Origin of the sequence: Pseudomonas sp. A-RE-22, assembly GCF_019956035.1 — a bacterium.
GTDB classification, from domain to species: Bacteria; Pseudomonadota; Gammaproteobacteria; order Pseudomonadales; family Pseudomonadaceae; genus Aquipseudomonas; species Aquipseudomonas brassicacearum.
The window spans coordinates 1-24,081 of record NZ_JAHBCZ010000015.1 but is presented as its reverse complement, the minus strand read 5'-3'; the positions used below and the strand labels follow the sequence as shown (position 1 = coordinate 24,081).

19 protein-coding genes are annotated in these 24,081 nt (G+C 60.0%); 6 read left to right on the top strand and 13 right to left on the bottom strand.

The genetic code is table 11. The annotated features are described in order from the left end of the window. The first annotated feature begins 28 nt into the window (after nucleotides 1-28). Nucleotides 29-382, top strand: a complete 354-nt coding sequence (folB, locus tag KGA89_RS09775) for a dihydroneopterin aldolase (RefSeq protein ID WP_003206187.1) — start codon at nucleotides 29-31, stop codon at nucleotides 380-382. Further along, nucleotides 373-891: a 2-amino-4-hydroxy-6-hydroxymethyldihydropteridine diphosphokinase gene (folK, locus tag KGA89_RS09770; protein ID WP_003206185.1), complete on the top strand. Its 519-nt coding sequence runs from the start codon at nucleotides 373-375 to the stop codon at nucleotides 889-891. The genes folB and folK overlap by 10 nt, the downstream gene beginning before the upstream one ends. Before the next feature lie 124 nt (nucleotides 892-1,015). Here folK and KGA89_RS09765 read toward each other — a convergent pair whose 3' ends face one another. The 12 genes from KGA89_RS09765 to ltrA form a co-directional block, all read right to left on the bottom strand. After that, on the bottom strand, nucleotides 1,016-2,242 hold the full coding sequence (locus KGA89_RS09765; RefSeq protein ID WP_223471395.1) for a multifunctional CCA addition/repair protein: 1,227 nt from the start codon (nucleotides 2,240-2,242) through the stop codon (nucleotides 1,016-1,018). Nucleotides 2,243-2,305: 63 nt separating this feature from the next. Next, nucleotides 2,306-3,871, bottom strand: coding sequence for a SpoVR family protein (locus KGA89_RS09760; protein WP_003206181.1), 1,566 nt, complete (start codon nucleotides 3,869-3,871; stop codon nucleotides 2,306-2,308). Then, nucleotides 3,868-5,139: a YeaH/YhbH family protein gene (locus KGA89_RS09755; RefSeq protein ID WP_003206179.1), complete on the bottom strand. Its 1,272-nt coding sequence runs from the start codon at nucleotides 5,137-5,139 to the stop codon at nucleotides 3,868-3,870. The genes KGA89_RS09760 and KGA89_RS09755 overlap by 4 nt, the downstream gene beginning before the upstream one ends. Before the next feature lie 113 nt (nucleotides 5,140-5,252). Then, complete coding sequence (locus KGA89_RS09750; RefSeq protein ID WP_003206178.1) at nucleotides 5,253-7,175, bottom strand: PrkA family serine protein kinase; 1,923 nt, start codon at nucleotides 7,173-7,175, stop codon at nucleotides 5,253-5,255. Between the two features lie 300 nt (nucleotides 7,176-7,475). Next, nucleotides 7,476-7,805, bottom strand: a complete 330-nt coding sequence (gene glpE / locus KGA89_RS09745) for a thiosulfate sulfurtransferase GlpE (RefSeq protein ID WP_003206176.1) — start codon at nucleotides 7,803-7,805, stop codon at nucleotides 7,476-7,478. Nucleotides 7,806-7,837: 32 nt separating this feature from the next. After that, the gene (locus KGA89_RS09740) at nucleotides 7,838-8,713 is read right to left on the bottom strand and encodes a symmetrical bis(5'-nucleosyl)-tetraphosphatase (protein WP_003206174.1); all 876 of its coding nucleotides are present in this window, start codon (nucleotides 8,711-8,713) and stop codon (nucleotides 7,838-7,840) included. Continuing rightward, nucleotides 8,713-9,093 carry a Co2+/Mg2+ efflux protein ApaG gene (gene apaG, locus KGA89_RS09735; protein ID WP_003206172.1) on the bottom strand — a complete coding sequence of 127 codons (381 nt, stop codon included), beginning with the start codon at nucleotides 9,091-9,093 and terminating at the stop codon, nucleotides 8,713-8,715. Before apaG ends, KGA89_RS09740 begins: the two co-directional genes overlap by 1 nt. Nucleotides 9,094-9,208: 115 nt before the next feature. Beyond that, a complete protein-coding gene (gene rsmA, locus KGA89_RS09730) occupies nucleotides 9,209-10,027 on the bottom strand; it encodes a 16S rRNA (adenine(1518)-N(6)/adenine(1519)-N(6))-dimethyltransferase RsmA (RefSeq protein ID WP_223471394.1) in 819 nt (272 codons plus the stop codon). Beyond that, nucleotides 10,024-11,013, bottom strand: coding sequence for a 4-hydroxythreonine-4-phosphate dehydrogenase PdxA (gene pdxA / locus KGA89_RS09725; protein ID WP_003206168.1), 990 nt, complete (start codon nucleotides 11,011-11,013; stop codon nucleotides 10,024-10,026). The genes rsmA and pdxA overlap by 4 nt, the downstream gene beginning before the upstream one ends. After that, complete coding sequence (surA, locus tag KGA89_RS09720; protein WP_223471393.1) at nucleotides 11,010-12,326, bottom strand: peptidylprolyl isomerase SurA; 1,317 nt, start codon at nucleotides 12,324-12,326, stop codon at nucleotides 11,010-11,012. Before surA ends, pdxA begins: the two co-directional genes overlap by 4 nt. Next, nucleotides 12,307-15,144: an LPS-assembly protein LptD gene (locus KGA89_RS09715; protein ID WP_223471392.1), complete on the bottom strand. Its 2,838-nt coding sequence runs from the start codon at nucleotides 15,142-15,144 to the stop codon at nucleotides 12,307-12,309. The genes surA and KGA89_RS09715 overlap by 20 nt, the downstream gene beginning before the upstream one ends. A 155-nt stretch (nucleotides 15,145-15,299) precedes the next feature. Next, the gene (gene ltrA / locus KGA89_RS09710; protein WP_100263595.1) at nucleotides 15,300-16,997 is read right to left on the bottom strand and encodes a group II intron reverse transcriptase/maturase; all 1,698 of its coding nucleotides are present in this window, start codon (nucleotides 16,995-16,997) and stop codon (nucleotides 15,300-15,302) included. Between the two features lie 1,122 nt (nucleotides 16,998-18,119). Between ltrA and KGA89_RS09705 the strand changes: the two genes are divergently transcribed. The 3 genes from KGA89_RS09705 to KGA89_RS09695 are packed head-to-tail and all read left to right on the top strand — an operon-like array spanning nucleotide 18,120 to nucleotide 20,582. Next, nucleotides 18,120-19,145, top strand: coding sequence for an aminoglycoside phosphotransferase family protein (locus tag KGA89_RS09705; protein WP_223471391.1), 1,026 nt, complete (start codon nucleotides 18,120-18,122; stop codon nucleotides 19,143-19,145). After that, nucleotides 19,142-19,813 (top strand): N-acetylmuramate alpha-1-phosphate uridylyltransferase MurU, encoded by a 672-nt coding sequence (gene murU, locus KGA89_RS09700; RefSeq protein ID WP_027912954.1) that lies wholly within the window; start codon nucleotides 19,142-19,144, stop codon nucleotides 19,811-19,813. The genes KGA89_RS09705 and murU overlap by 4 nt, the downstream gene beginning before the upstream one ends. 1 nt (nucleotide 19,814) lies before the next feature. Then, entirely contained in the window at nucleotides 19,815-20,582 is a 768-nt protein-coding gene (locus KGA89_RS09695; RefSeq protein ID WP_223471390.1) for a TerB family tellurite resistance protein, read from the top strand. A gap of 28 nt (nucleotides 20,583-20,610) precedes the next feature. Here KGA89_RS09695 and KGA89_RS09690 read toward each other — a convergent pair whose 3' ends face one another. After that, a complete protein-coding gene (locus tag KGA89_RS09690) occupies nucleotides 20,611-21,603 on the bottom strand; it encodes an alpha/beta hydrolase family protein (protein ID WP_223471388.1) in 993 nt (330 codons plus the stop codon). A gap of 74 nt (nucleotides 21,604-21,677) precedes the next feature. On the opposite strand from KGA89_RS09690, the gene KGA89_RS09685 reads away from it, so the two are divergent. Continuing rightward, a complete protein-coding gene (locus KGA89_RS09685) occupies nucleotides 21,678-24,074 on the top strand; it encodes a PAS domain S-box protein (protein WP_223471387.1) in 2,397 nt (798 codons plus the stop codon). Nucleotides 24,075-24,081 lie beyond the last annotated feature (7 nt).

The window sequence follows — 24,081 nt, the reverse complement described above, 5'->3', positions numbered from 1 at the left end:
GCCCTTGTCGTGCTGCGGAGAAGAGTGCTTGGACAGAGTGTTTATCGAGGGCCTGGAAGTCGACACGGTAATCGGGGCCTACGACTGGGAGCGAGGCATTCGACAGTGCCTGCGGCTTGACCTGAGCTTCGCCTGGGACAACCGCCCGGCCGCTGCGGGTGACGACCTGACCCTGGCGCTCGACTACGCCAGCGTATCGTCGCGCATCCAGGCATTTGCCGAACAGGCGCAGTTCCAATTGGTCGAGACCTTTGCCGAGCGATTGGCCCAGGAGCTCATGGACGAGTTCAAGATCACCTGGCTGCGTCTGAAATTAACCAAGCCTGGCGCCGTACCGGCGGCCAGCGGCGTTGGTGTGGAGATCGAGCGCGGATGTCGCTGACTCAGGTTTTTCTCGGGCTCGGCAGCAATATCGAGCGCCAAACCCATCTGTGCGCCGGTCTTGAAGCCTTGGCCGGTTTCCTGGTGGACATCCGCTGTTCGGCCGTGTTCGAGAGCCAGCCGGTGGGTATCAAGAGCGGGCCATTCTTCAATTTCGTCGTCTCGGCCTTCACGGATCTGCCCCTGATGGAGCTGGATCGTCGTCTCAAGTTCATCGAGGCGGACAACGGTCGCTATGCGCCGGACCGCAAGGGGCTGCCGCTGGATATCGACGTGTTGTTGTATGGCGAACAGGTCGGCAACTTCGATGGGCTGATCCTGCCGCGCGCGGAAATCCTCAAGAACGCCTTCGTCCTATGGCCTTTGTCGTTGATCGCGCCGGATCGGATTCACCCAGGCGTGGGCAAAAGCTTCGCTACTTTGTGGGAGGAATCGCAGATCGACCAAGTGCTGGCGCCAGTGGCTTTCGAATGGCGAGGCCAGCAGCTTACGCCATCGAATCTGCGCTGAGGCGCCTGCCGCTATCGCGAGCAAGCTCGCTCCCACACAGGTATACCGAGATCCCTGTGGGAGCGAGCTTGCTCGCGATGACGGCGGAACATCCAGCCAAAATGCAAACTGACACGAACGCCCGTCAGCTTGCCGCTTCCTTGTAGCCTTTCAACGCCTTGAGGCGCTCGCGCTTGATCGCCTCACCCAGCTCCGGTCCCTTGAAGCCCTTCTCCAGCAAAGGCTGCACCGCCACCGCGCGGGCTGCTGCCGCTGCGCCCCGCAAATAATCAGCCTGTGGATAACTTCTGTCTTCAAGCCCTTTGCGCCCCCGTGCATCCATCTCGCAGGCTGCGATGAACTCCTCGAAGCGCTGAGGTCGACGGTACACATCGAAACTCTGCAGCAGCTCAAGCAAAGTTGACGCCTTGAGCTCCAGCGCGCGATGACCATGGGTGTGGTATTGGCCAACCAGTAACGCCAATTCCTGACAGTCGCGGGGAGCCTTGAAGCGTTCGTTGACCGCTTTGATCAGCTTCAGCCCCGTGTGCTCATGGGCGATGTGTCGTGGCCATTCGTGTCGGGGTGTCAGGCCTTTGCCCAGGTCATGGAGCAGGCAGGCCCAGCGGACCGTCAGCGGTTGTTGGTGCAGGGCGGCTTGTTCCAGCACGCTCAGGGTATGGACGCCGGTGTCGATTTCCGGGTGATGGGCTTCAGGCTGGGGCACGCCAAACAGCGCATCGACCTCTGGCATCAGGACCTTGAGGGCCGTGCAGTCGCGCAAGACCTGGATAAATACCTGTGGCTGTTTTTCCATGAGGGCGCGGGAAATTTCTTTCCAGCTGCGCTCGGCCGTCAGTGCTTCCAGTTCGCCGGAATCGCTGAGTTGGCGCATCAGTTCAAGGGTTTCGTCCGCCACCTTGAAACCCAGCGGAGCATAACGCGCGGCGAAGCGGGCAACCCGCAGGACTCGAAGGGGATCTTCGGCGAAAGCGGGGGAAACGTGGCGTAGCACGCGGGCTTCCAGATCGCGTTGACCATGGTACGGATCGGTCAGGTTGCCGTGGTCATCTTCGGCCATGGCGTTGATCGTCAGGTCCCGGCGAACCAGGTCCTCCTCCAGGGTCACTTCAGGGCTGGCATGGAACACGAAGCCGCCATAACCTCGGCCGCTCTTGCGTTCGGTGCGGGCGAGGGCGTACTCCTCGCCGCTCTTCGGGTCGAGGAATACCGGAAAATCGGCCCCCACTGGGCGAAATCCCTTGGCGAGCATTTCCTCGGCGGTGGCACCCACCACGACCCGATCGATGTCGGTGACGGGAATGCCCAGCAGGCGGTCGCGAACGGCGCCGCCGACTTTATAGATCTGCATAAAAAACCTCCGTTGGTCCGACAGGATAACCTTTGCGTCGGACGTCCGGAGGCGAAAACGGGATCAAAGATGAATGACGGCCAGATCCAGGCGACCGTAGTCTCCTTCGGCTTGTTCGCCTCTGGGTGGCACGTGATGGGTTTTCATCACTTGGTCGCCTTGCAGGGTTTCCAAGTGGATGTCGAAACCCCAGAGGCGATGCAGATGCTTGAGCACTTCGTCGGTGGAGTCGCCCAGCGGTTTGCGGTTGTGCGCCTGGTGCCGCAGGGTCAGCGAGCGATCTCCGCGGCGGTCGATGCTGTAGATCTGCACATTGGGCTCGCGATTGCCCAGGTTGTACTGCGCCGCCAGGGTTTCGCGAATGATGCGGTAGCCGCCCTCATCGTGAATGGCAGGTACCAGCAGGTCATCTTTCTGATCGTCATCGAGGATGCTGAACAGTTTCAGGTCGCGAATCACCTTGGGCGAGAGGTACTGCAGGATGAAGCTTTCGTCCTTGAAGCTGCTCATGGCGAATTTAATGGTGGACAACCAGTCCGAGCCAGCGATGTCCGGGAACCAGCGACGATCTTCCTCGGTGGGGTTTTCGCACATGCGCCGAATGTCGCGGTACATGGCGAAGCCCAGTGCGTAAGGATTGATACCGCTGTAGTACGGGCTGTCGAAGCCGGGCTGGAATACCACGCTGGTGTGGGAAGTCAGGAACTCGATCATGAAGCCGTCGGTGACCAGTCCCTCGTCGTACAGGTCGTTCATCAGCGTGTAGTGCCAGAACGTGGCCCAGCCCTCGTTCATGACCTGGGTTTGGCGCTGTGGATAGAAATACTGGGCGATCTTGCGCACGATGCGCACGATTTCCCGCTGCCACGGCTCAAGCAGCGGCGCATGTTTTTCAATGAAATAGAGAATGTTCTCCTGGGGTTCGGCAGGGAACCGGGCATTGTCTTTTTCGTTGTACTTGTCTGCACCTTTGGGAATGGTGCGCCACAGATCGTTGATCTGTTTTTGCAGGTGCTCTTCGCGATCCTTCTGGCGCCGGCGTTCTTCTTCGGCGGAAATCGGATATGGCCGCTTGTAGCGGTCCACGCCGTAGTTCATCAGGGCGTGGCAGGAGTCCAGCAGGTCCTCCACCGCGTCGATACCATGGCGTTCCTCGCATTGCATGATGTACTGCTTGGCGAACACCAGGTAATCGATGATCGAGCTGGCATCGGTCCAGGTGCGGAACAGGTAGTTGCCCTTGAAGAAGCTGTTGTGCCCATAGCAGGCATGCGCCACCACCAGGGCCTGCATGCAGATGGTGTTTTCTTCCATCAGGTAGGCGATGCACGGATCGGAGTTGATGACGATCTCATAGGCCAGCCCCATCTGGCCCCGGCTGTAGGATTTCTCGGTACTGAGGAAGTGCTTGCCGTAGGACCAGTGGTGATAGCCCAGCGGCATGCCGACCGACGCATAGGCGTCCATCATCTGCTCGGCGGTGATCACCTCGATCTGGTTCGGGTAGGTGTCGAGGGCATAACGGTCCGCGATACGGCTTATTTCGCGGTCGTAGGCCTTGATCAGCTCGAATGTCCATTCGGAGCCGGTGGAAATGGGCTGGCGCTTCTGCTCTTTTTTGGCGGTCATGTCACTAACCTGCGCTGGAAGAGTTCACGGAAGACCGGGTAGATATCCCCGGCCGAGACCAATTGCTGTTGGGCAAATGTGTCGGAAAAAGCTTCGGCAATCCGTTCGTATTCGTACCACAAGGCCTGATGTTCGCGTGGAGTAATTTCCACGTAGGTGTAGTACTGGACGAACGGCATGATCTGGTTGATCAGGATGTCGCGGCAGATTGGTGAATCGTCGTTCCAGTTGTCACCGTCCGACGCCTGGGCTGCATAGATGTTCCATTCGTTGGCGGGGTAGCGCTCGGCCATGATCTCCTGCATCAGCTTCAGGGCGCTGGAAACGATGGTGCCGCCGGTTTCCCTGGAATAGAAGAATTCCTCTTCGTCCACTTCCCGGGCACTGGTGTGATGGCGGATGAACACTACATCGATCTTGTCGTAGTTCCGTTTCAGGAACAGGTACAACAGGATAAAGAAACGCTTGGCGATGTCCTTGGTGGCTTGGGTCATGGAACCGGAGACGTCCATCAGGCAGAACATCACCGCCTTGGAGCTGGGGTTTGGTTGTTTCACCAGCAGGTTGTACTTGAGGTCGAACGTGTCGAGGAACGGTACGCGATGGATGCGGGCGCTGAGTTTCTCGATTTCCGCTTCAAGGTCCTGAATGTCGCCAAAATTGTCGGGTTCTTCGCGTTTCAGGCGGGCCAGTTCTTCCTTGGCCTCGCGCAGTTTGGCTCGGCTGCTGCCCGACAGCGCGATGCGCCGGGCGTGGGCTGAGCGAAGGGTGCGGATGATGTTGATGCGCGACGGATTGCCTTCATTGCTGATACCTGCACGCACGGTCTTGAACGTGTCGGTGCCGGTCAGGTTGCGCTTGACCAGGTTCGGCAGTTCCAGGTCCTCGAACATGAACTCCAGGAATTCCTCCTGGGTGATCTGGAACACGAACTCATCCATGCCTTCGCCGGAGTTGCCGGCCTTGCCGGGACCCTTGCCGCCGCCTCCGCCCTGGGGACGGGGGATATGCTCGCCGCTGGTGAATTCCTTGTTGCCGGGGTGCACGACGGTCTGTTTGCCACCGCGACCATGGTGAAGCACCGGCTCGTCGATGTCGCGACCGGGGATGCTGATCTGTTCGCCGTGCTCCATATCGGTAATGGAACGCCGGCTGACCGCCTCTTCGACGGCCTTTTTGATGTGGTCACGGTAACGCCGCAGAAACCGTTGGCGGTTCACCGTGCTCTTGTTCTTGCCATTAAGGCGTCGGTCGATCACATAGCTCATAGGCCCCTCCGAGGGAGCTTCAAGTCGTAAGCCTCAAGCTGCAAGGGGCGTGGCGTCGAGCCATGGGCTCAACGCCGTTCCCTTACAGGCTGTAGCTAGAAGCTTGCCGCTGCTTACTGCGATTTCCGGACCCGCAGATACCACTCGGAGAGCAGTCGTACCTGTTTGTCGGTGTAGCCACGTTCGACCATGCGTGTGACAAAATCGTTGTGTTTTTGCTGGTCCTCCTTGCTGGCCTTGGCGTTGAAACTGATGACTGGCAGCAGGTCTTCGGTGTTGGAGAACATTTTCTTCTCGATGACCACCCGCAGCTTTTCATAGCTGAGCCAGGTTGGGTTCTTGCCGTTGTTGTTGGCCCGGGCGCGCAGTACGAAGTTGACGATCTCGTTGCGGAAGTCCTTCGGATTGCTGATGCCCGCCGGTTTCTCGATTTTTTCCAGTTCCTCGTTGAGGGCGACGCGATTGAGTATTTCGCCGGTTTCCGGGTCGCGGTATTCCTGGTCCTGGATCCAGAAGTCTGCGTACAGCACATAGCGGTCGAAGATGTTCTGGCCGTACTCGCTGTAGGACTCCAGATACGCCGTCTGGATTTCCTTGCCGATGAACTCGATGTAGCGCGGGGCCAGGTATTCCTTGAGGAAGCGCAGGTAGCGCTCGCGGGTTTCGGCCTGGAATTGCTCTTGCTCGATCTGCTGTTCCAGCACATACAGCAGGTGAACCGGGTTGGCCGCGATCTCGTGAGGGTCGAAGTTGAAGACCTTGGACAGGATCTTGAACGCGAAACGTGTGGACAGTCCGTTCATCCCTTCATCGACCCCCGCGTTGTCGCGGTATTCCTGGATCGACTTGGCCTTCGGATCGGTGTCCTTGAGGTTTTCACCGTCGTACACGCGCATCTTCGAATAGATGTTGGAGTTTTCCGGTTCCTTGAGACGCGACAGCACCGTGAACTGGGCAAGCATCTTCAGGGTGTCGGGTGCGCAATGAGCCTTGGACAGCGAACTGTTGAACAGCAGCTTGTCGTAGATCTTCACCTCGTCGCTCACTCGCAGGCAGTACGGCACCTTGACGATGTAGATCCGGTCGATGAAGGCCTCGTTGTTCTTGTTGTTGCGGAAGGTATGCCATTCCGATTCGTTGGAGTGGGCCAGCAGGATGCCGGTGAACGGAATGGCCCCGAGGCCCTCGGTGCTGTTGTAGTTGCCTTCCTGGGTGGCGGTCAGCAGTGGGTGCAGCACCTTGATGGGCGCCTTGAACATTTCGACGAATTCCATCAGGCCCTGGTTGGCCCGGCACAGCGCGCCCGAATAGCTGTAGGCGTCGGCGTCGTTCTGTGGGAATTCTTCCAGTTTGCGGATATCGACCTTGCCCACCAGGGCGGAAATATCCTGGTTGTTTTCGTCACCCGGTTCGGTCTTGGCCACCGCGATCTGGTTGAGGATCGATGGGTAGAGCTTGACCACCTTGAACTGGCTGATGTCACCGCCGAACTCGGCCAGGCGCTTGGTTGCCCATGGCGACATGATGGTATTGAGATAGCGGCGTGGAATGCCGAAGTCTTCCTCGAGGATCGCGCCATCTTCAGTGGCGTTGAACAGACCCAGAGGCGATTCGAACACCGGCGAGCCCTTGATGGCGTAGAAGGGCACTTTTTCGATCAGTTGCTTGAGCTTCTCGGCCAGGGACGATTTACCACCACCCACGGGGCCGAGCAGATAAAGGATTTGTTTCTTCTCTTCCAGGCCTTGGGCGGCATGGCGGAAATAGGACACGATTTGTTCGATGCATTCTTCCATCCCGTGGAAGTCCGCAAAGGCCGGATAGCGGCGAATCACCTTGTTGGAAAAGATTCGCGAGAGCCTCGAATTGGTCGAGGTATCCAGCAGCTCCGGTTCTCCGATTGCCAGCAACAGACGCTCCGCAGCCGATGCATAGGCACTGCGGTCCTGCTTGCAGAGTTCGAGGTATTCCTGCAGCGAGTATTCCTCCTGCCGCGTGGACTCGAAACGTTGCTGGAAGTGGCTAAAAATGCTCATGACGTCACCTCGCTCGATACGTGGAGCCGGTGTCGGATCAATCAGTCGATGCTGGACAGCCGCTGGGAACCCAGTTGCCGTTTTACCCCCCAGAATGCTTTCAAGAATACAGGTTCTTGAAAGCTGACTCCCGATGACCCGCGCGCCGGTGTACCGGCTCTCCCCTGTTTTGGATGGCCTGAGGCTAAGGATAGTTCGGAATCGCGGAGGTAAAGGTGGAATACGTAATTAGTTATGGCAGACCGTTCGTCTGCCATCGCTCAAGCCCACGGTTCACGCGGGCTTGGACGGCATAAAAAATTATTCGTGATTGTCTTGCGCTGTTTCTGAAGGATAAGTCGCACGCCACAACTCGAAACCGCCGTCCAGGCTGTAGACGTCGCTGAAGCCTTGGCTGACCAGATAGGCGGCTGCGCTCTGGCTGGAGTTGCCGTGATAGCAGACCACGACCGTAGGTGCATCGAGGTCGGCGGCACGGATGAAGTCGGCGATGGAATGGTTATCCAGATGCCGGGAGCCACTGATATGCGAAGCCGCAAAAGTGGCTGGGTCGCGGACGTCGACGACGACCGCGCCTTGCTCGCGCAGGGCCTGGGCCTGTTCCGGGGGGATGCGTTTGAATTCGCTCATGAGGGGCTCCTGTAGCTGAAGCGCAACGCCGGTCAAACGGCAGTGCCGGCCGGCAATGGTGCAGTGGTCGGGTGATGGGTTTTGGCGTGGCCCTGTTCATCGCAATCGCAATGCAGTTGCTCGCCAGTGTCGACGTTCATCAGGGTCATGGCACTGCCCCACACGCAACCGGTATCGAGGGCGAAGACGCCGGGCTCGTCGGATTGGCCGCCCAGTGCCGCCCAGTGTCCGAAAATAATCTTCAGGTTACGGGTCTTGCGCTCACTGTGCTTGAACCAGGGGGCATAGCCGGGCGGCGCCGTCTCGATGCCTTCCTTGCCCTTGAGATCGAGCTTGCCGTCGCGGGTGCAGAAGCGCATGCGCGTGAAATAATTGGTGATGACGCGCAGACGAGCGCTGCCAGTGAGGTCGTTGTCCCACTTGACCGGCTCGTTGCCGTACATGCCATCCAGGTAGGGGGCGAACAGATTGTCGTCGCGCAATGCCTGTTCGACTTCGCCAGCACACTTGAGCGCCTTGCGCAGGGACCACTGGGGCGGAATGCCGGCATGAACCAGTGCGAGGTTGCGCGCCTCGTCGTAGTGCATGAGCTTCTGCTGGCGCAACCACTCCAGCAGTTCAACGCAATCGGGGGCGTCGAGAATTTCGCTCAAGGTGTCGGACTTTTTCAGGCGCTCGATGTTCTGCCAGGCAGCCAGCAGATGCAGGTCGTGGTTGCCCAGCACGCACACCAGCGACTGACGAATACTGTAGAGAAAGCGCAACGTCTCGAGGGACTGCGGGCCACGGTTGACCAGGTCGCCCACCAGCCACAGCGTGTCTTTTTGAGGATCGAAAGCAACGCGCTCCAGCAGGCACTTGAGCGGATCGAGGCAGCCTTGCAGGTCGCCGACCGCATACGTGGCCATCAGTGCAGGGCTCCGGGCACGGCCAGACGGAAGGGTTTGATGACGGCGTCGAAGCGTTTGCCGTCCTCGGCCAGCATCTGGTAGGTGCCCTGCATGGTGCCGACCTTGGTCGTCATCACCGTGCCGCTGCTGTAGCTGTGGCTTTTGCCAGCGTCGATCAACGGCTGCTGGCCGACCACACCTTCGCCGCGCACTTCTTCGACATGGCCATCGCCGTCGGTGATGATCCAATGACGTGACAGCAGCCTGGCCGGCAAGGAGCCGTTGTTGCGCACGGTAATGCTGTAGGCGAAAGCGAAGCGGTCATGCTCGGGTTGCGACTGTTCTGCCAGAAAACGGGTGGTGACGCTGACGTCGACCTGGTAACGAGGATCGGACATGCAAAAAGGCCTTAAAAACGAAGCGGGACGCGGGCGCGACTCAAGAGATCAGTCTAGGCCAAGTATCGGGTAGTAGACCAGACTGGCGTACTGCCCGATAGCGATCGTCACCCGTTCAGTTGGCGTCGACTTGCGGGGTGGCCTGTTCACTGAGCTTGTCGGCAAGGCGCACGAACGCTGCCAGGTCCAACTGCTCGGGGCGCAGGCTGCCATCGACGCCAGCGGCTTCGATTTCGGCGCTGCTGAGCAGCAGTTTCAAGGTGTTGCGCAAGGTTTTGCGGCGCTGGTTGAACGCTTCGCGCACCACCCGCTCCAGCAGGCGATGATCCTTGGCCGGGTGCGGCAGGACGGCGTGGGGCACCAGGCGGACAATGGCCGAGTCGACTTTCGGCGGAGGGTTGAATGCACCCGGGCCTACGTTGAACAGGTGTTCGACCCGGCAATGGTACTGGACCATGATCGACAGGCGACCCCAGTCACCACCGCCAGGGCCGGCGGCGAGGCGCTCGACCACTTCTTTTTGCAGCATGAAGTGCATGTCGCGAATCAGGCCGGCGTTGCTCAGCAGGTGGAAGATCAGTGGCGTGGAGATGTTGTATGGCAGGTTTCCCACCACCCGCAGGCTGTTCGGCGCGGCGTTCAGGCTATTGAAGTCGAACTTCAGCGCGTCGCCCTGATGCAGGCTGAAATTGCTCCGGCCGGCGAACTGCTGGTTGAGGATCGGCACCAGGTCCTTGTCCAGTTCCACCACGTCCAGTTGCGCGCCGCTGTCGAGCAGGCCCTCGGTCAGGGCGCCTTGGCCCGGGCCGATTTCCAGCAGGCGGTCGTCGGGCTTGGCCCGGATCGAGCGCAGGATGCGATCGATCACGCCGGCGTCATGCAGGAAGTTCTGGCCGAAACGCTTGCGCGCGCGGTGTTGGTATTGCTCGGTCATAAATGGGTCTCGGCCATCTGGTAGGCGGTTTCCAGCGCGACTTGCAGGCTGCCGGTATCGATCTTGCCGCTGCCGGCCAGGTCCAGGGCGGTGCCGTGGTCCACGGAGGTGCGGATGATCGGCAGGCCCAATGTCACGTTGACCGCCGCGCCAAAGCCTTTGTACTTCAGTACGGGCAGGCCTTGGTCGTGGTACATCGCCAGCACCGCGTCGCAGTGCTCCAGATATTTTGGGGTAAACAGAGTGTCGGCAGGCAGCGGGCCACGCAGGTCCATGCCCTCGCTGCGCAAGCGCTCCAAGGTGGGTTCGATGATGTCGATTTCTTCACGGCCCAGGTGTCCGCCTTCACCGGCATGGGGGTTGAGCCCACAGACGAGGATGCGTGGCTGGGCGATGCCGAATTTTTCCTGCAGGTCGGCGTGCAGGATGCGCGTGACCCGCTCCAGGCGTTGCGCGGTAATGGCGTCGGCGATGTCCCGCAAGGGCAGGTGAGTGGTCACCAGGGCCACTCGCAAGCCGCGGGTGGCGAGCATCATCACCACTTGCGCGGTGTGGGTCAGTTCAGCCAGGAATTCGGTGTGCCCGGAAAAGGCAATCCCGGATTCGTTGATCACGCCTTTGTGCACGGGGGCGGTGATCATGCCGGCGAACGCCCCGTCCAGGCAGCCTTGGCCGGCGCGGGTCAGGGTCTCGAGGACGAACGCGGCGTTGGCCTTGTCCAACTGCCCTGTGACGACCGGAGCGCCCAGGGGCGTATCCCAGACATACAGGCTGTTGGCGGGCGCCGGGACGTCCGGCCAGGCCTGCGGTGTCACGGGCAACAGGTTGACGACCAGCCCCAGTTGCGCGGCCCGCTCAAGGAGCAGGTCGCGACTGGTGATGGCAATCAGGGGATGTGGCTGGGCTTGCGAGGCGAGCAGCAGGCACAGGTCGGGACCGATGCCGGCTGGTTCGCCGGGGGTCAGCGCGAAACGCTTGGGTTTCACTGCGCTGCCTGGTCTGCACCAGGGAGTTTGATTTCAACGTAGGCTTCGTCGCGAATCTGACGCAGCCAGGTTTGCAGCTCTTCGTCGTATTTGCGGTTGCGCAATACGGTCATCGCCTGCTGTTCGCGAGCCTGGGTGGTGCTGTCGGTGGCGCGGCGGCCGAGGACTTCCAGCACATGCCAGCCATAAGGGCTCTTGAACGGCTTGGACAGCTGGCCTTGCGGCGTGTCGGCCATGACCTGGCGGAATTCTGGAACCAGTGCATTGGGGTCAACCCAGTTCAGGTCGCCGCCGTTGAGGGCTGAGCCCGGGTCTTCCGAGAAGCTCTTCGCCAGTTCGGCAAAGTCTTCGCCCGCTTCGATGCGGTCGTAGAGTTTCTCCGCCAGGCGCTTGGTCTCGGCTTCGCTGCGAATCTCGCTTGGCTTGATCAGGATGTGGCGAACATGCACTTCGTCACGGACCTGGGTTCCGCCACCGCGCTTCTCCAGCACTTTCAGGATGATGAAGCCGCCTGGCGTACGAGCTGGCTGGGTGATATCGCCCACGGCCATGGCGCTCAGTTCGCGGTCGAACGGAGGCGGCAGTTGAGCGGGCTTGCGCCAGCCCATGTCACCGCCTTCCAGGGCGTTGTCGCTGCCGGACTTGGCAATGGCCATCTGACCGAAATCAGCGCCTTGCTTGAGCTGCTGGTAGACATCCATCGCCTGGCGATAAGCGCTCTGGATCGCTTCGGAGTTGGCGCTTTCCGGGGTAGGAATCAGGATGTTCGCCAGGTGCAGTTCTTCGGAAAGCTGCATCTTGCCCAGGTCCGAGGCGAGGAAGTTCTTCACTTCCTGTTCCGACACCTGGATGCGTTCGGCCACACGGCGCTGGCGCACACGGCTGATGACCATTTCACGGCGGATTTGATCGCGGGCGTCCTCGTAGGAGAGGCCGTCGCGGGCCAGGGCGGCACGGAACTGGTCGATGCTCATGTTGTTGCGCTGGGCAATGGTGCCGACGGCCTGGTTCAGTTCTTCATCGGTAATGCGAATGCCGGAGCGTTCGCCGATCTGCAACTGCAGGTTTTCGACAATCAGGCGTTCGAGCACTTGCTGGTCCAGTACGCCTGGTGGCGGCTGGCCACCGCCGCGCTTGGCGATGGTTTGCTGCACTTCATGGACGCGCTGGTCCAACTGGCTCTGCATGACCACGTCGTTGTCGACGATGGCCACCACTTTATCGATGGACTGTACCGCGGCGTTGGCCGCGGTACCCAGGAACAGCGCGCCCAGCATCAGCGGGCGCAGACAATCAGAAAGCTTGATCTTCACGTTCACGATAACCTTGGATGCCTTTGTCGAGGAAGCTCTCTACCTTGGCGCCGGTGAGGCCGCCGAGTCCCTTCAGAACAATTTGGAGGAAGACGCCGTGGTCGCCTTTTTCGTTTTCCGGGGCGGCTTGACTGAACTCTTCATAGTCGACCCAGTAACGGTTGATCAGGCGCAGTTTCCAGCAGCAGTTGTCGTATTCGAAACCACCGAAGGCTTCCAGGGTACGGTTGCGGTTGTAGTCATACTGCCAGCGGCTGATCGCGTTCCACTGCGGCACGATCGGCCAGATGACCGAGAAGTCGTGCTGTTTGATCTTGTAGTAGTCCTTCACGTAGCCAGGAGTGCCTGGGGTGCCATAGTCGCCGCCGCCCACTTGCCACTGGCCAGTGGTCTGGTCGTAGCGAATCTGGTCGTTGCGATAGCGATAACCGGCATTGATAACCTTGTTCGGGTTGTCTTCAGGCTGGTAGTGGAACATCGCGCTGCCCGAGCGAGGGCTGTGGGAATCTGGGTCCCAGTTGTAGTCGGCGGTCGTGCGCCAATCGCGGTTCCAGCGGTATTCGTATTCCAGCGCGTAAGGCGAAACGTTCGAATGCGCGTCTTCGCGAGTCCTGGCGTCAATGCCGGGCAATTGGACCTCGCGGTCCTTGAAGTACAAGGCCTGGCCAACGCTGATGCGCTGACGTTCGAAGCCGTTTTCTTCGATCCAGCGGTTGGTCACGCCCAGAGACAGCTTGTTCTCGTCGCCGACACGGTCGGAACCGCTGAAGCGGTTATCCCGGAACAGAGAGGAGTAGTTGAAGGTGCTTTCGCTGGTGTCGAAGACCGGAATGTCGCTCTGGTCTTTCTCTGGTACATAGAGGTAGTACAGGCGTGGTTCCAATGTCTGGCGATAGTTCTTGCCGAACCACTGGGTGTTGCGGTCGAAGTACAGGCCGCTGTCAATGCTGGCGATTGGAACGCCACGGCTCTGGCTGCCATGGTATTCGCCCCCAACATAATCAGTGCCTGCAGCTGCGGCGGCCTGTTGTTGGGCAATGATCTGGCTTTTGCCTGTGCTATCCAGGTCCAGATCGTACTGGGTGTACTGATACTTGAGCGACGGCTTGATGAAACCATAGCTAGCATTCATTGGCAGGCTGACGACGGGGGCCAGATTCATCCGGTCGCCGGTTGCGCGGGCCAGGCCCGTGACGTTTGTGTCCAGGAAAGGTGTCCCAATTGTTCCATCGCTATTAAAAGGACCACCGGTTTCGTCCTTGTAACGCCCGGTCCTCAAATCACGATCAAACCGCACAAACTCGGTGTTATAGGCGAAATCCAGGCCCCCCGGATGTTGCGGCAGCGCACCGTTGAAGGTGATCTGTGGCAAACGGTCATAAGGCGTGATGTTCGAAATCGTGGCCATTTGATAGGCCTGGACGTTCAAGCGCGCCGTATAGGTATCGCCGCGATAGCTGACCGCACCCTGCTGGTTCACATAATCCCTGGACTCGACACCGATCTGGTCGGTCTGCAGATCCTGGAAGTAGTAAGGGTCGCTGATCTTGGTGTAGTCGACTTCAGTCGCCACGCGGGAGTCCAGGCCACCCTTGTGCTGCCAGTTGTACATGTAGCGAGTCTTGCTGTAGTCGGTCTGCTTGGCGCGTTCGTCTTCTTCGTCATTGAGGTACGCCGCGCCGAACTGACCTTCGCTGGACTTGGTCAGGTAGCGGAATTCGCCTTCCATCAACAGGCCGCGCTTGCTCATGTAGCGCGGGTACAACGTGGCATCGTAGTTCGGTGCCAGGTTGAAGTAGTACGGAGTGACCAGCAGGAAGCCGGTGTCGCTGCCGCTGCCGATGGTCGGCGGCAGGAAGCCGGACTGGCGACGGTCGTCGATCGGGAAATAAATATAAGGCGTGTACAGGACTGGAATGTCCTTGACCCGCAGCGTGACGTTGGTCGCGGTACCGAAGCCGGTGGCCGGGTTCAGGGTGATGTTGTTGCCCTTGAGCGTCCAGGCGTTGCTGTTCGGTTCGCACGTGGTGTACGTACCGTCCTTGAGACGGATGATCGCGTTCTCGGCGCGCTTGGCGTACAACGCGTTACCGCGGATGCGTGACTTGTGCATCACGTATTCGGCGTTGTCGACCTTGGCTTCGCCGGTGTCCAGCTGCACATCGGCATGGTCGCCGACGATCAGTGCGCCGTTGTCGCGAACCCGCACGTTGCCACTCAGCTCGCCACGGTTCTCGGCCTGGTACAGATTGGCCTCGTCGGCCTCGACCTGCATGCTGCCCTGGCGCATGACCACATCACCGGCCAAGGTCGCCACCTGTTCTTCCTGCTGATAGCGTGAAGCCTTGGCGCCGAGGAAGGTGGGGGCGTCGCTCTTGGCCGTCTTGTCGTTCATGCCAGGACGAGTCGGCTCGATATAGGCACCCGAGCAGTAAGGCCCGGTTTCAGCCAATTGCGCAGGGGTGAGGTTCTCTCGTGGAACCCAATCCAGGTGACTGTAGTCTGCACTGCGCGACTTCAGGCCACGGCCCTTGGCTTCGGTAACGAGCATCGGCTTTTCGCCGGCTTCCTCGCCCGAGCTGCTGTCGGCCGGAGCCGCGCCGCTGTCGGAAACCGCACTGCCGTCATGCACGGGACGCGGCGGCAACGCGGCGGCCGGTGTCTTGGGCGCACAGTCCCAGGCACCCGAAGCGGAGACGGAGCAGTCATACTGCTGCGCCGCGACGACGAATGAAGAGGCCAGGGGTTGCAGGGCCAGCAGACTGCCGGTAACCAGCAACGGAAATTTTTTACGAAACGCGGGGGATTTCAATGCCATCTTATTAGTCCGGGCTTCCTGCGTGCCATCTGCCCGCGGTGTGGGCCGCACGCCTCTCGATGGTCTGAAAGTTGGGTAGGAACAGACCATTTCTGGCCTGCTCCCCCCTAAAAACCGTACGTGCGCCTTTCAGCGCATACGGCTCAAGTCTCTACTTAACCCCCGAAATCGGGAGCCGGTTTGTTCACTGTTAGCCCACGAGCATGAAGCTGCTGGTGGCAAATGGGATGCAATAGTACCCGGTTGCTTAGCGAGTCACCACCGCCTTGTGAGCGATAAATGATGTGGTGGTCGTGCCACCCCGTCTCCCTGGTTATCGGGTTCTTGCACAGTAAACACAGACCTTTTTGCGATTGAAACAGGTTTGATACTTGTTTACGGTATTTCAGCTTCCCGAGCATCCGGGACATCCGCAGTTTCTCGCCCATTTCCTCCATCGAAGGATCGAACGGGTTGTACTCCCCGCTGATTTTTCTGTGCCTCTCGATCGGCGTAGCCTCAAGGGTGTATAGCCTGATCTCCTCTTTGTCCCCAGTCTCTGTCAGTAACGTGGTGCAGAACACCCAGTTTCGACCCTCGATGAGTTGGAAATACTTCTTCCTGATCCAGTCGAGGTTTTTGTTCGGGTGTCGCCGTTTTGCCCAGCGCCATAGCGCTTGGAATATTTGAAAGTCCATGCGGCTGTACGCCTTCTTGGCGACTACTGGCTGGTGATAGAACGCCCAGCCTCGCAGCATCGGGTTCAGCAATCGGATCAGATCCTCTTGCGTCACCGCTTTGTTGGTGCTGATGACCTCCTTGGCCTTGCGATAGAACGCTTTCACGTTTTTCTTGCTCGGCTTGATCAGAAGCTTCCCGCCGTACTTGCGGAAATTCCAACCCAGAAAGTCAAAGCCTGCATCTATATGGACGACATGGGTTTTCTCAGGGGATAACTGCAATCCGCGCACCGCGAGGAACTGCTCCACCCAAGGTTTGACTTCGCTATCGAGCACCTCTTTCGATTCGCCAGTGATCACAAAATCGTCCGCATATCGCACTACATTGATTTTCAGCTTCTTGGCCCGTGTCACGCCCAGATATCGCTTGAGCTGTGTTTCCAGGCCATCCAGCACCATGTTTGCCAAGGTCGGCGAGATAATCCCGCCTTGAGGTGTACCGGCATCCGTTGCCTGAAGCTGGCCTTTATGGATCACGCCTGCTTTCAACCATTTGCGAAGAACCATTTTGTCCGTAGGGACGTGGTGGATCAGCCAGTCGTGGTTGATATGGTCAAAGCAGCCCTTGATGTCCGCTTCCAAAACCCATTTGGCCGATAGCCTCTTGGACAGGCAAACGAACAACTGCCCCATCGCATCCGCCGTCGAGCGTTCGATCCTGAAGCCGTAGCTATTGGGATCACCCGTGGTTTCTGCGATGGGCGCCAGAGCAAGCAAGTACAACGCCTGCATTGCCCTGTCAGTCATGGTCGGGATGCCCAAAGGGCGCTCCTTTCCATTCGACTTTGGGATAAACACTCGCCGTAGCGGCCGAGGTTTATACCCGTGGCGCTTCAATCCATCTGCCGCTTTCCATTTGGCATCCGGTGTATCCCAGAGCACGCGGTCGACTCCCGCCGTGCGCTTACCCTGGTTTTCAGTGACTCGCCGTACGGCCAAGTATCTGGCCGAGCGTGAGCGGGTCAGCATCCGTTGCAAGGCTTTCACCCTGCGCCAGTTGCCTTCCCGACAAGCCTTCGCAATCCGTATCTGCATTGCCCGAACGTTCCGCTGAACGCGACACCAGTCGATGTCGTGCCATTGCTGCGGAACGTCGGAAGGCGCAGACACGGCCATTTGGCTGTGTTCTATCATGCTGCCTTCCTCTCAGATGACCCTGAGCAAAAGACGTACGCATCCCCTGATGGGGAGGGGCGCTCCCGTCAGGGTTGGACTATTGGAAGGTCCGGTATTTCTGGACCTCGAAGTTCATTGAAACAGGCTCAATCAGCATTCATGCGACGAAAGACCACGCAGAAGTCTGCCCGGTTTCCCGTGGGATAATGTTCCAATCCCTATCCGAACCATTACAGCCCGGCGTTCGCTTTCTCTGCGATCCCATACCCGCACAGCCAACAGTTCACCTTGCGGTTTGCCTGCCCGAAGGCAGCCATACGGGCTTACCACGTTCCCTGACTGTCACACGACTGGTTTAGGACCTGCCTTTTCGCCGGAGGCTTGTGCAGCGACGTATTCCCACATCCCACAGGAATATCTGGCCTCGTACCTTTTGGTTCATGCCTGACAGCAGTTTGGGCATGGTTATCCTTACGGCGTTTATCAGCAGTTCACTTACGTTGCCCTTGCCAGCCAGCCTAGCGCCTCAACCCGGTACTGCTCCGAGCATCCATGACTTGCCTCGCAGCAAGATCACGCCCTGACGGGGGCTACATTGTCGGAAGAGCTTCATACCCCACCGTTACCAGTGACGCATGTCTTCCTAGGCTATCGTTGGTCGCACAACGAGTCCGCTACTGTTCAGTGACTGCAACAGTTGGACAATGACAGACAGAACTTTCGCTCATGTCTCCAGTTGAAATGGACAAGGACCGTAGGAAAACGGCTTGTCTGGGTGATGTTCCCCCTATTTGCAGAAGGAGGAACCCCTGCGGGGATTCTTCCCGTCAGAGTAAGGCCATGAGGCCGATGTGATGAAGTAAGCACTCCCAGTCCGAAATCCGGACCATAACCACGCTTCCGAGTGCTAAGTGGTTTTGGGTTCGCTATTGCGCCGCAGCGACAACGAGTCTTTTTAAGCGAAGGACTCCTTGGGCGGTTTTGTTTCCCGAATTGGCTGCCGGGCTGTTGGTTCCTTTGCAAGAACCCTTCACGATGACTCCTCATCGCGAAGCTGGAGGCACGCTACGCGTGTCGCACAAGATGCTGGATAATAAAGCATGACCCGCTTGACGGCTAGCGCCGTCGGAGACCCTTGCAATGCCCGACCAAGATGTACGCTTGCAACACCTGAAAGTTTGGCTCGATGAACAACTGCCGATCCTTTTCACTCAACAGGACTGGGGCGCCGTACCCCCGGCCACGTTGACCGCCGCCAGCAGTGACGCGAGTTTCCGGCGTTATTTCCGCTGGGAAGGCGAGGGTCGCAGTTTGATCGTAATGGATGCGCCACCGCCCCAGGAAAACTGCAAACCCTTCGTGGATATTGCTTTTTTGCTGGCGAAATCCGGCATTAACGTGCCAAAAATTTATGCCGAAGACCTCGAACGCGGCTTTCTTTTGCTCAATGACTTGGGCAACCAGACCTATCTGGACGTGATCAACGGCGAAAATGCCGACGATTTGTTCCGCGATGCCCTGCAAGCCTTGCTGGCTTTCCAGCAATTGCCGATGGTTGCGCCGTTGCCGAGCTACGATGTCGCGTTGCTGCGTCGGGAGCTCGAATTGTTCCCCGAGTGGTACGTCAAGCGCGAGCTGGGTATCGAATTGGATTCGGCCCAGCAGCAACTCTGGCAGCGGGCCAGCGAGCTGCTGATCGACAGCGCCCTGGCCCAGCCCAAAGTGCTGGTGCACCGCGACTACATGCCGCGCAACCTGATGCTCAGCGTGCCGAACCCCGGCGTGCTGGATTTTCAGGATGCGGTCTATGGCCCCGTCACCTACGACGTGACCTGCCTGTTCAAGGACGCCTTCCTCAGTTGGCCCGAGGCACGTGTGCGCGGCTGGCTGGAGAGTTACTGGCAGCAGGCCGGCGCCCTCGGCATTCCCGTCCAGCCGGACTTCGAGGACTTCCTGCGGGCCAGCGACTTGATGGGCGTGCAGCGCCATCTCAAGGTCATCGGGATATTCGCGCGCATTTGTCATCGTGATGGCAAGCCACGCTACCTCGGTGATGTGCCGCGCTTCTTTGCTTATATAGAAGCGGTCATTGCCCGTCGTCCGGAACTGGCACCGCTCGATGAACTGCTGGGCAGCCTGCGGCAATCGGCCGGAGCAACGGCATGAAGGCGATGATTCTGGCGGCGGGCAAGGGCGAGCGCATGCGGCCCTTGACCCTTACCACGCCAAAGCCGTTGATTCGCGTCGGTGGTGTTCCCTTGATCGAATACCACCTGCGGGCGCTGGCCAGGGCCGGGTTCACCGAGATCGTGATCAATCACGCCTGGCTCGGTCAGCAGATCGAAGATCACCTGGGGGATGGTTCACGGTTTGGCGTGAGTATTCGGTTTTCCCCTGAGGGCGAGCCGCTGGAAACCGGCGGTGGAATCTTCCGGGCCTTGCCGCTGCTGGGCGACGAAGCGTTTGTGGTGGTGAACGGCGATGTCTGGACCGACTACGACTTCAGCGCTTTGCGCCGGCCGCTCGAAGGGTTGGCGCACCTGGTGCTCGCCGATAATCCCGAGCATCACCCAGACGGCGATTTCGTCCTGGTCGACGGAAAGGTTCACGATAGGCAAGCGCCTGCCGACAACCTGACCTATAGCGGCATCGCCGTCCTGCACCCGCGGTTGTTCGACGGTTGCTCGGACGGTGCGTTCAAGCTCGCACCGCTGTTGCGCGCGGCCATGGCCGAGGGGCGCGTCAGTGGCGAGCACCTCAAAGGGCATTGGGTCGATGTCGGCACCCATGAACGTTTGGCGCAGGTCGAAACCTTGATAGAAGCGAGCGGTTGATATGTGGTGGCCAGGGACTCTGATTGGAGCCGGGGCGGGCTTTGCCATAGCCAGCATTCCGGGGGCCATGCTTGGGGCATTGTTGGGGCAGGCGCTGGATCGACGCCTGAATCTGCAGGGCTGGGCGCAGGTACGTGAGCGTCTGGGTGGACGCCCGGCGTTGCGCAACGATGAGTTGTTGTTTGTATTGCTGGGGCGGTTGGCGAAAAGCGATGGCCGCGTGGTCGATGGCCACATCCAGCAGGCTCGCCAGGAGATGCGTGCACTGGACTTGAGCGAGTCGGCGCAACGCCGGGCGATCGCCGCGTTCAATCGAGGCAAGTCGGGGAACGATCGCTTGCGCGGTTACATGCGCCGCCTAGCCGTCCAGCCGCATGCGGCTGAAGGGGTATTGCGCGCGTGTTGGCGGATGGTCTGGGCCGATGGGCGTGCCGGTGTCAGCGAGCGAGCACTGGTGGCCCAGTGGGGCCGCTGGTTGGGTTGGACGCCGCAACAGGTCCAGGCGCTGGCGGCTGATTACGAGCCGCAGAAACTGTCGCGGCCCAACAGCGCGGTGACCTATCAGGAAGCCTTGCGCCTGCTGGGGGTTTCGGCCACCAGCGAACCGTCACAGATCAAGCGCGCTTACCGACGCCTGCTCAGTCGTCATCATCCGGACAAGATTGCCGGCAGCGGAGCAACGCCCATGCAGGTGCGTGAAGCCACCGACAAAACCCGGGAATTGCATAACGCCTATCGGTTGATTCGCGAGCGGCGGGATTTTCGCTAGCCCACGGTGGGCGGTGCCGGAGTCAGCCTTACTCCCCCGCGTTCTGCGGATTCAACCAGCCCCGAACCCGACGAAACAGCTGCTCCTGCTCCGCCGCCGGGTTCGGCAGGGCCTTGAGGGACACCTGGCTGAAGGTCGAGCCTTTCAAGCGTTTGCTCGCCTGCAAGCGCTCCAGCGCCGCGTTGCGATCCAGCGGCTTGTCCATGTAGAAAATGTCGGCGGTCGCCAGTTTCAAGGTCGAGGTCAGTTCGGCCAGGGCCGGCTTCGCGGTGGTCGGGGTCTGGGCGGCCACCATCACGAAGCGTTCGACCTGCGAGGGTTGCTTTTCACTCAGGTAACGCGCCGCCCAATAGGCGCCAGTGCCATGGCCCAGCAGCACGATGCGGCGTGCGCTTTGCTGTTCGGCGTAGGCCAGTGCTGCATCGATACGGGCGAAGATGCGCTCGGCGTCGGCCTTGGCATGTTCTTCATCGGTTTGGGCGACGACAGGATCTGCCGCATCGGCTTCGCCGCCTGCGACCTGTTCGATCGGCGCCGCCGTGGTGGCGTCCGGTGCTGCAGCAGCGGTATCGGCCGGCTTGGTCTCGGGCGGTGCTTCCACCACGCGCGGCGCAATGACGTCGCTTTGCAAGTCCGGCAGGGTGATACTCAGGCTGCTCCACTCAACATCGGGCAATTTTTTACGCAACGGGCCGATAGCTTGAGGCCAGTCAGCTGTTTCGCCAGCACCGGGGATTATGATGACTGCGCCCCTGGGGTCGCTGGTATTGGCCGGTTTCCACAGTGCCAGGAAGGCATCGCTGCCGGTCTGTAACTGTTGTTGTTCCTGGGCCGGGACTTTTCGCTCAAGTGCGGTCGCTTCTTCCTGGCTACGCTCGAGCAAGGGTTGGCGCTCGACGGGTTTTTCCTCGGCAGGTTGCTGCGCGGCGGGCGCCGTTTCGCTGGCCTGTACAGAAAAGGCACTTGGCAGGATCAGCGACAGGCACAATGCTGGCAACGCCAGGCGATAAACAGAGGGCATCGGTTATTCCATGACCAGAAGTATTTCCGGCAGCCTAATGGGTTGGTCAGTATTTGTCAGTGCATGAGACTTCGATGATGCGTTTTTGCTGCCTGTGGGTTATCGGCTGTTTATGGCTTCCCTTGATGGCGTGGGCCGCGCCCGCGCCGTCGGCGCACGGGGTGCAATTGAATGCAGGGCAGCGCCAGTGGTTGGTGCAACATCCGCAATGGCGGGTCGGCCTGGTATTGCAGGCGCCCTATGCCCAATACGACCGGCGCCTGCAGCGTTTGTCCGGGACTAACGTCGAGTTGATGCAATGGTTGGGCAAGGCGTTGAACGTCGAACTCACCTGGCGCAACTTCCAGGACCTGGCACAACTGGAAGCCGCGGTGCGCGCCGGCGAGGTAGACGTCGCTCCGGGCCTGACCCAATCCCCGGGCGGGCTCAAGCTCTGGCAGTTTTCCGACCCCTATATGCGCGTGCCCCAACTGATCGTCGGCGCGCAGAAGGGCGCCGAAGGGGTGGAGTTGGAAAAACTCGACAGCCAGGCCCGGGTCGCGGTGCGCATGCCCAGCGCCACGGCCGACTACTTGCGCGGCAACTACCCGACGCTGAATCTGCAAGGCGTGCCGATGGAGCGCGAGGCCCTGCAATTATTGCTGACCCAGCAGGCTCGATACGCGGTGGTCGACGAGGCACAGCTCGGGCGGTTGATGGTCGAGCCCGAATTCGCCGAGCTGGCGGTGGTGGGCGACATCGGCCTGCCACAGTTGCTGCGGGTTGCCACGCGCCGGGACTGGCCGGAACTGGCCGAGATCATCGACAGCGGGTTGCAGGCGATCCCGGCCAAGGAGCTGGAGCAACTGCACAGTCGTTGGCTCAAGCCAAAATATCCACGCCTGACCGAGACCCCGGGCTTCTGGCAGAATTTGACCCTGTTGATTCTGGCCCTGCTGCTCAGCAGCGTCGCCATCGTCTTCTGGCAGCGCCGCCAGCAACGCGCACTGGAGCGCCGTCTGCGTGCCGCGAGGGAAGACATCGCCCAGCGTACGGCCAGCGAAGAAGCCTTGCGCCTGACGCAGTTTTCCATCGATCAAAGTACGGTCGGCATCCTCTGGGTCAATTGGGACAGCCACGTGCGTTATGCCAACCGAGCGGCCGAGACCATGCTTGGCTACGCCTCGGGCGCCATCATCGACCGCCCTTTGATCGACTTCGAGCCGGGCTTGCACATGGATCGCTGGCTGAATCTGTGGAAGCGCGCCCGGGCCAGTGAAGAGGGGCCGCAGAGTTTCGAGACCGAATGCGTGCGAGCCGATGGCAGCATCTTGCCGGCTGACGTTTCCCTGAGCTTCCTGCGTTTTCGCGACGCCGAATACCTGGTGGTCTACCTCAACGACGTGACCGAGCGCCGACGTGCCCTGGCGGCGTTACGCGAAAGCGAAGCACGCTTGCAAGGCATTGCCGCCAACGTGCCGGGCCTGGTCTTTCGCCTGGAGCGGGCGCCGGTGACCGGCCAGATCGACTTTGCCTACATCAGCGAAGGCAGCGAAAGCCTCGTGGGTTATTCACCTGCAACCCTGGCCCGCAGCGACACCGGGCTGCGCAGCCTGGTGCACCCGCAGGACAAGGCCGATTACCACCGCACTCAGGACCAGGCGCTGGACACCGACAGTGACTGGTCATGGCAGGGCCGCATCCTGACCCGCGAAGGCCAGGAGCGCTGGGCCGAGATCAAGGCGATCACCCGCCGTCTTGAAGATGGCGCTTATGTCTGGGACGGAATCGTCTGGGACATCACCGAAAGCAAGCGCATCGAGCTGGAGCTGGCCAGCTCCCGGGAACAGTTGCGCGAATTGTCGGCGCACTTGGAAAGCGTGCGGGAAGAGGAAAAGGCGCGCATTGCCCGGGAGGTCCACGATGAGCTGGGCCAGATGCTGACGGTGTTGAAGCTAGAAACATCCATGTGTGAATTGGCCTACGCACAACTCGACCCAGGCCTGCATGAGCGACTTAACAGCATGAAGCGCCTGATTGCCCAGTTGTTCCAACTGGTGCGGGACGTGGCGACGGCGTTGCGCCCGCCGATTCTGGATGCTGGCATTGCCTCGGCCATCGAATGGCAGGCTCGGCGTTTCGAGGCGCGAACGCAGATTCCATGCCTGGTGCAGGTGCCGGACAATCTGCCGGCCCTGAGTGACGCCAAGGCCATTGGCCTGTTCCGGATTCTCCAGGAAGCGCTGACCAACGTGATGCGCCATGCCCAAGCGCATACTGTAGAGCTGACGCTGGTTCAGGAGGGCGACGAATTGTGCCTGACCGTCAGCGACGACGGTGTAGGATTTATTGCCGATACGGGTCGGCCAACCTCCTTTGGCCTGGTCGGCATGCGTGAACGGGTGTTGATCATGGGCGGGCAATTGTCCCTGGAGAGTGAGCCGGGGGAGGGGACGACCCTGTCGGTGCGGGTGCCGTTGCATGGGGCCTGATGGGTGG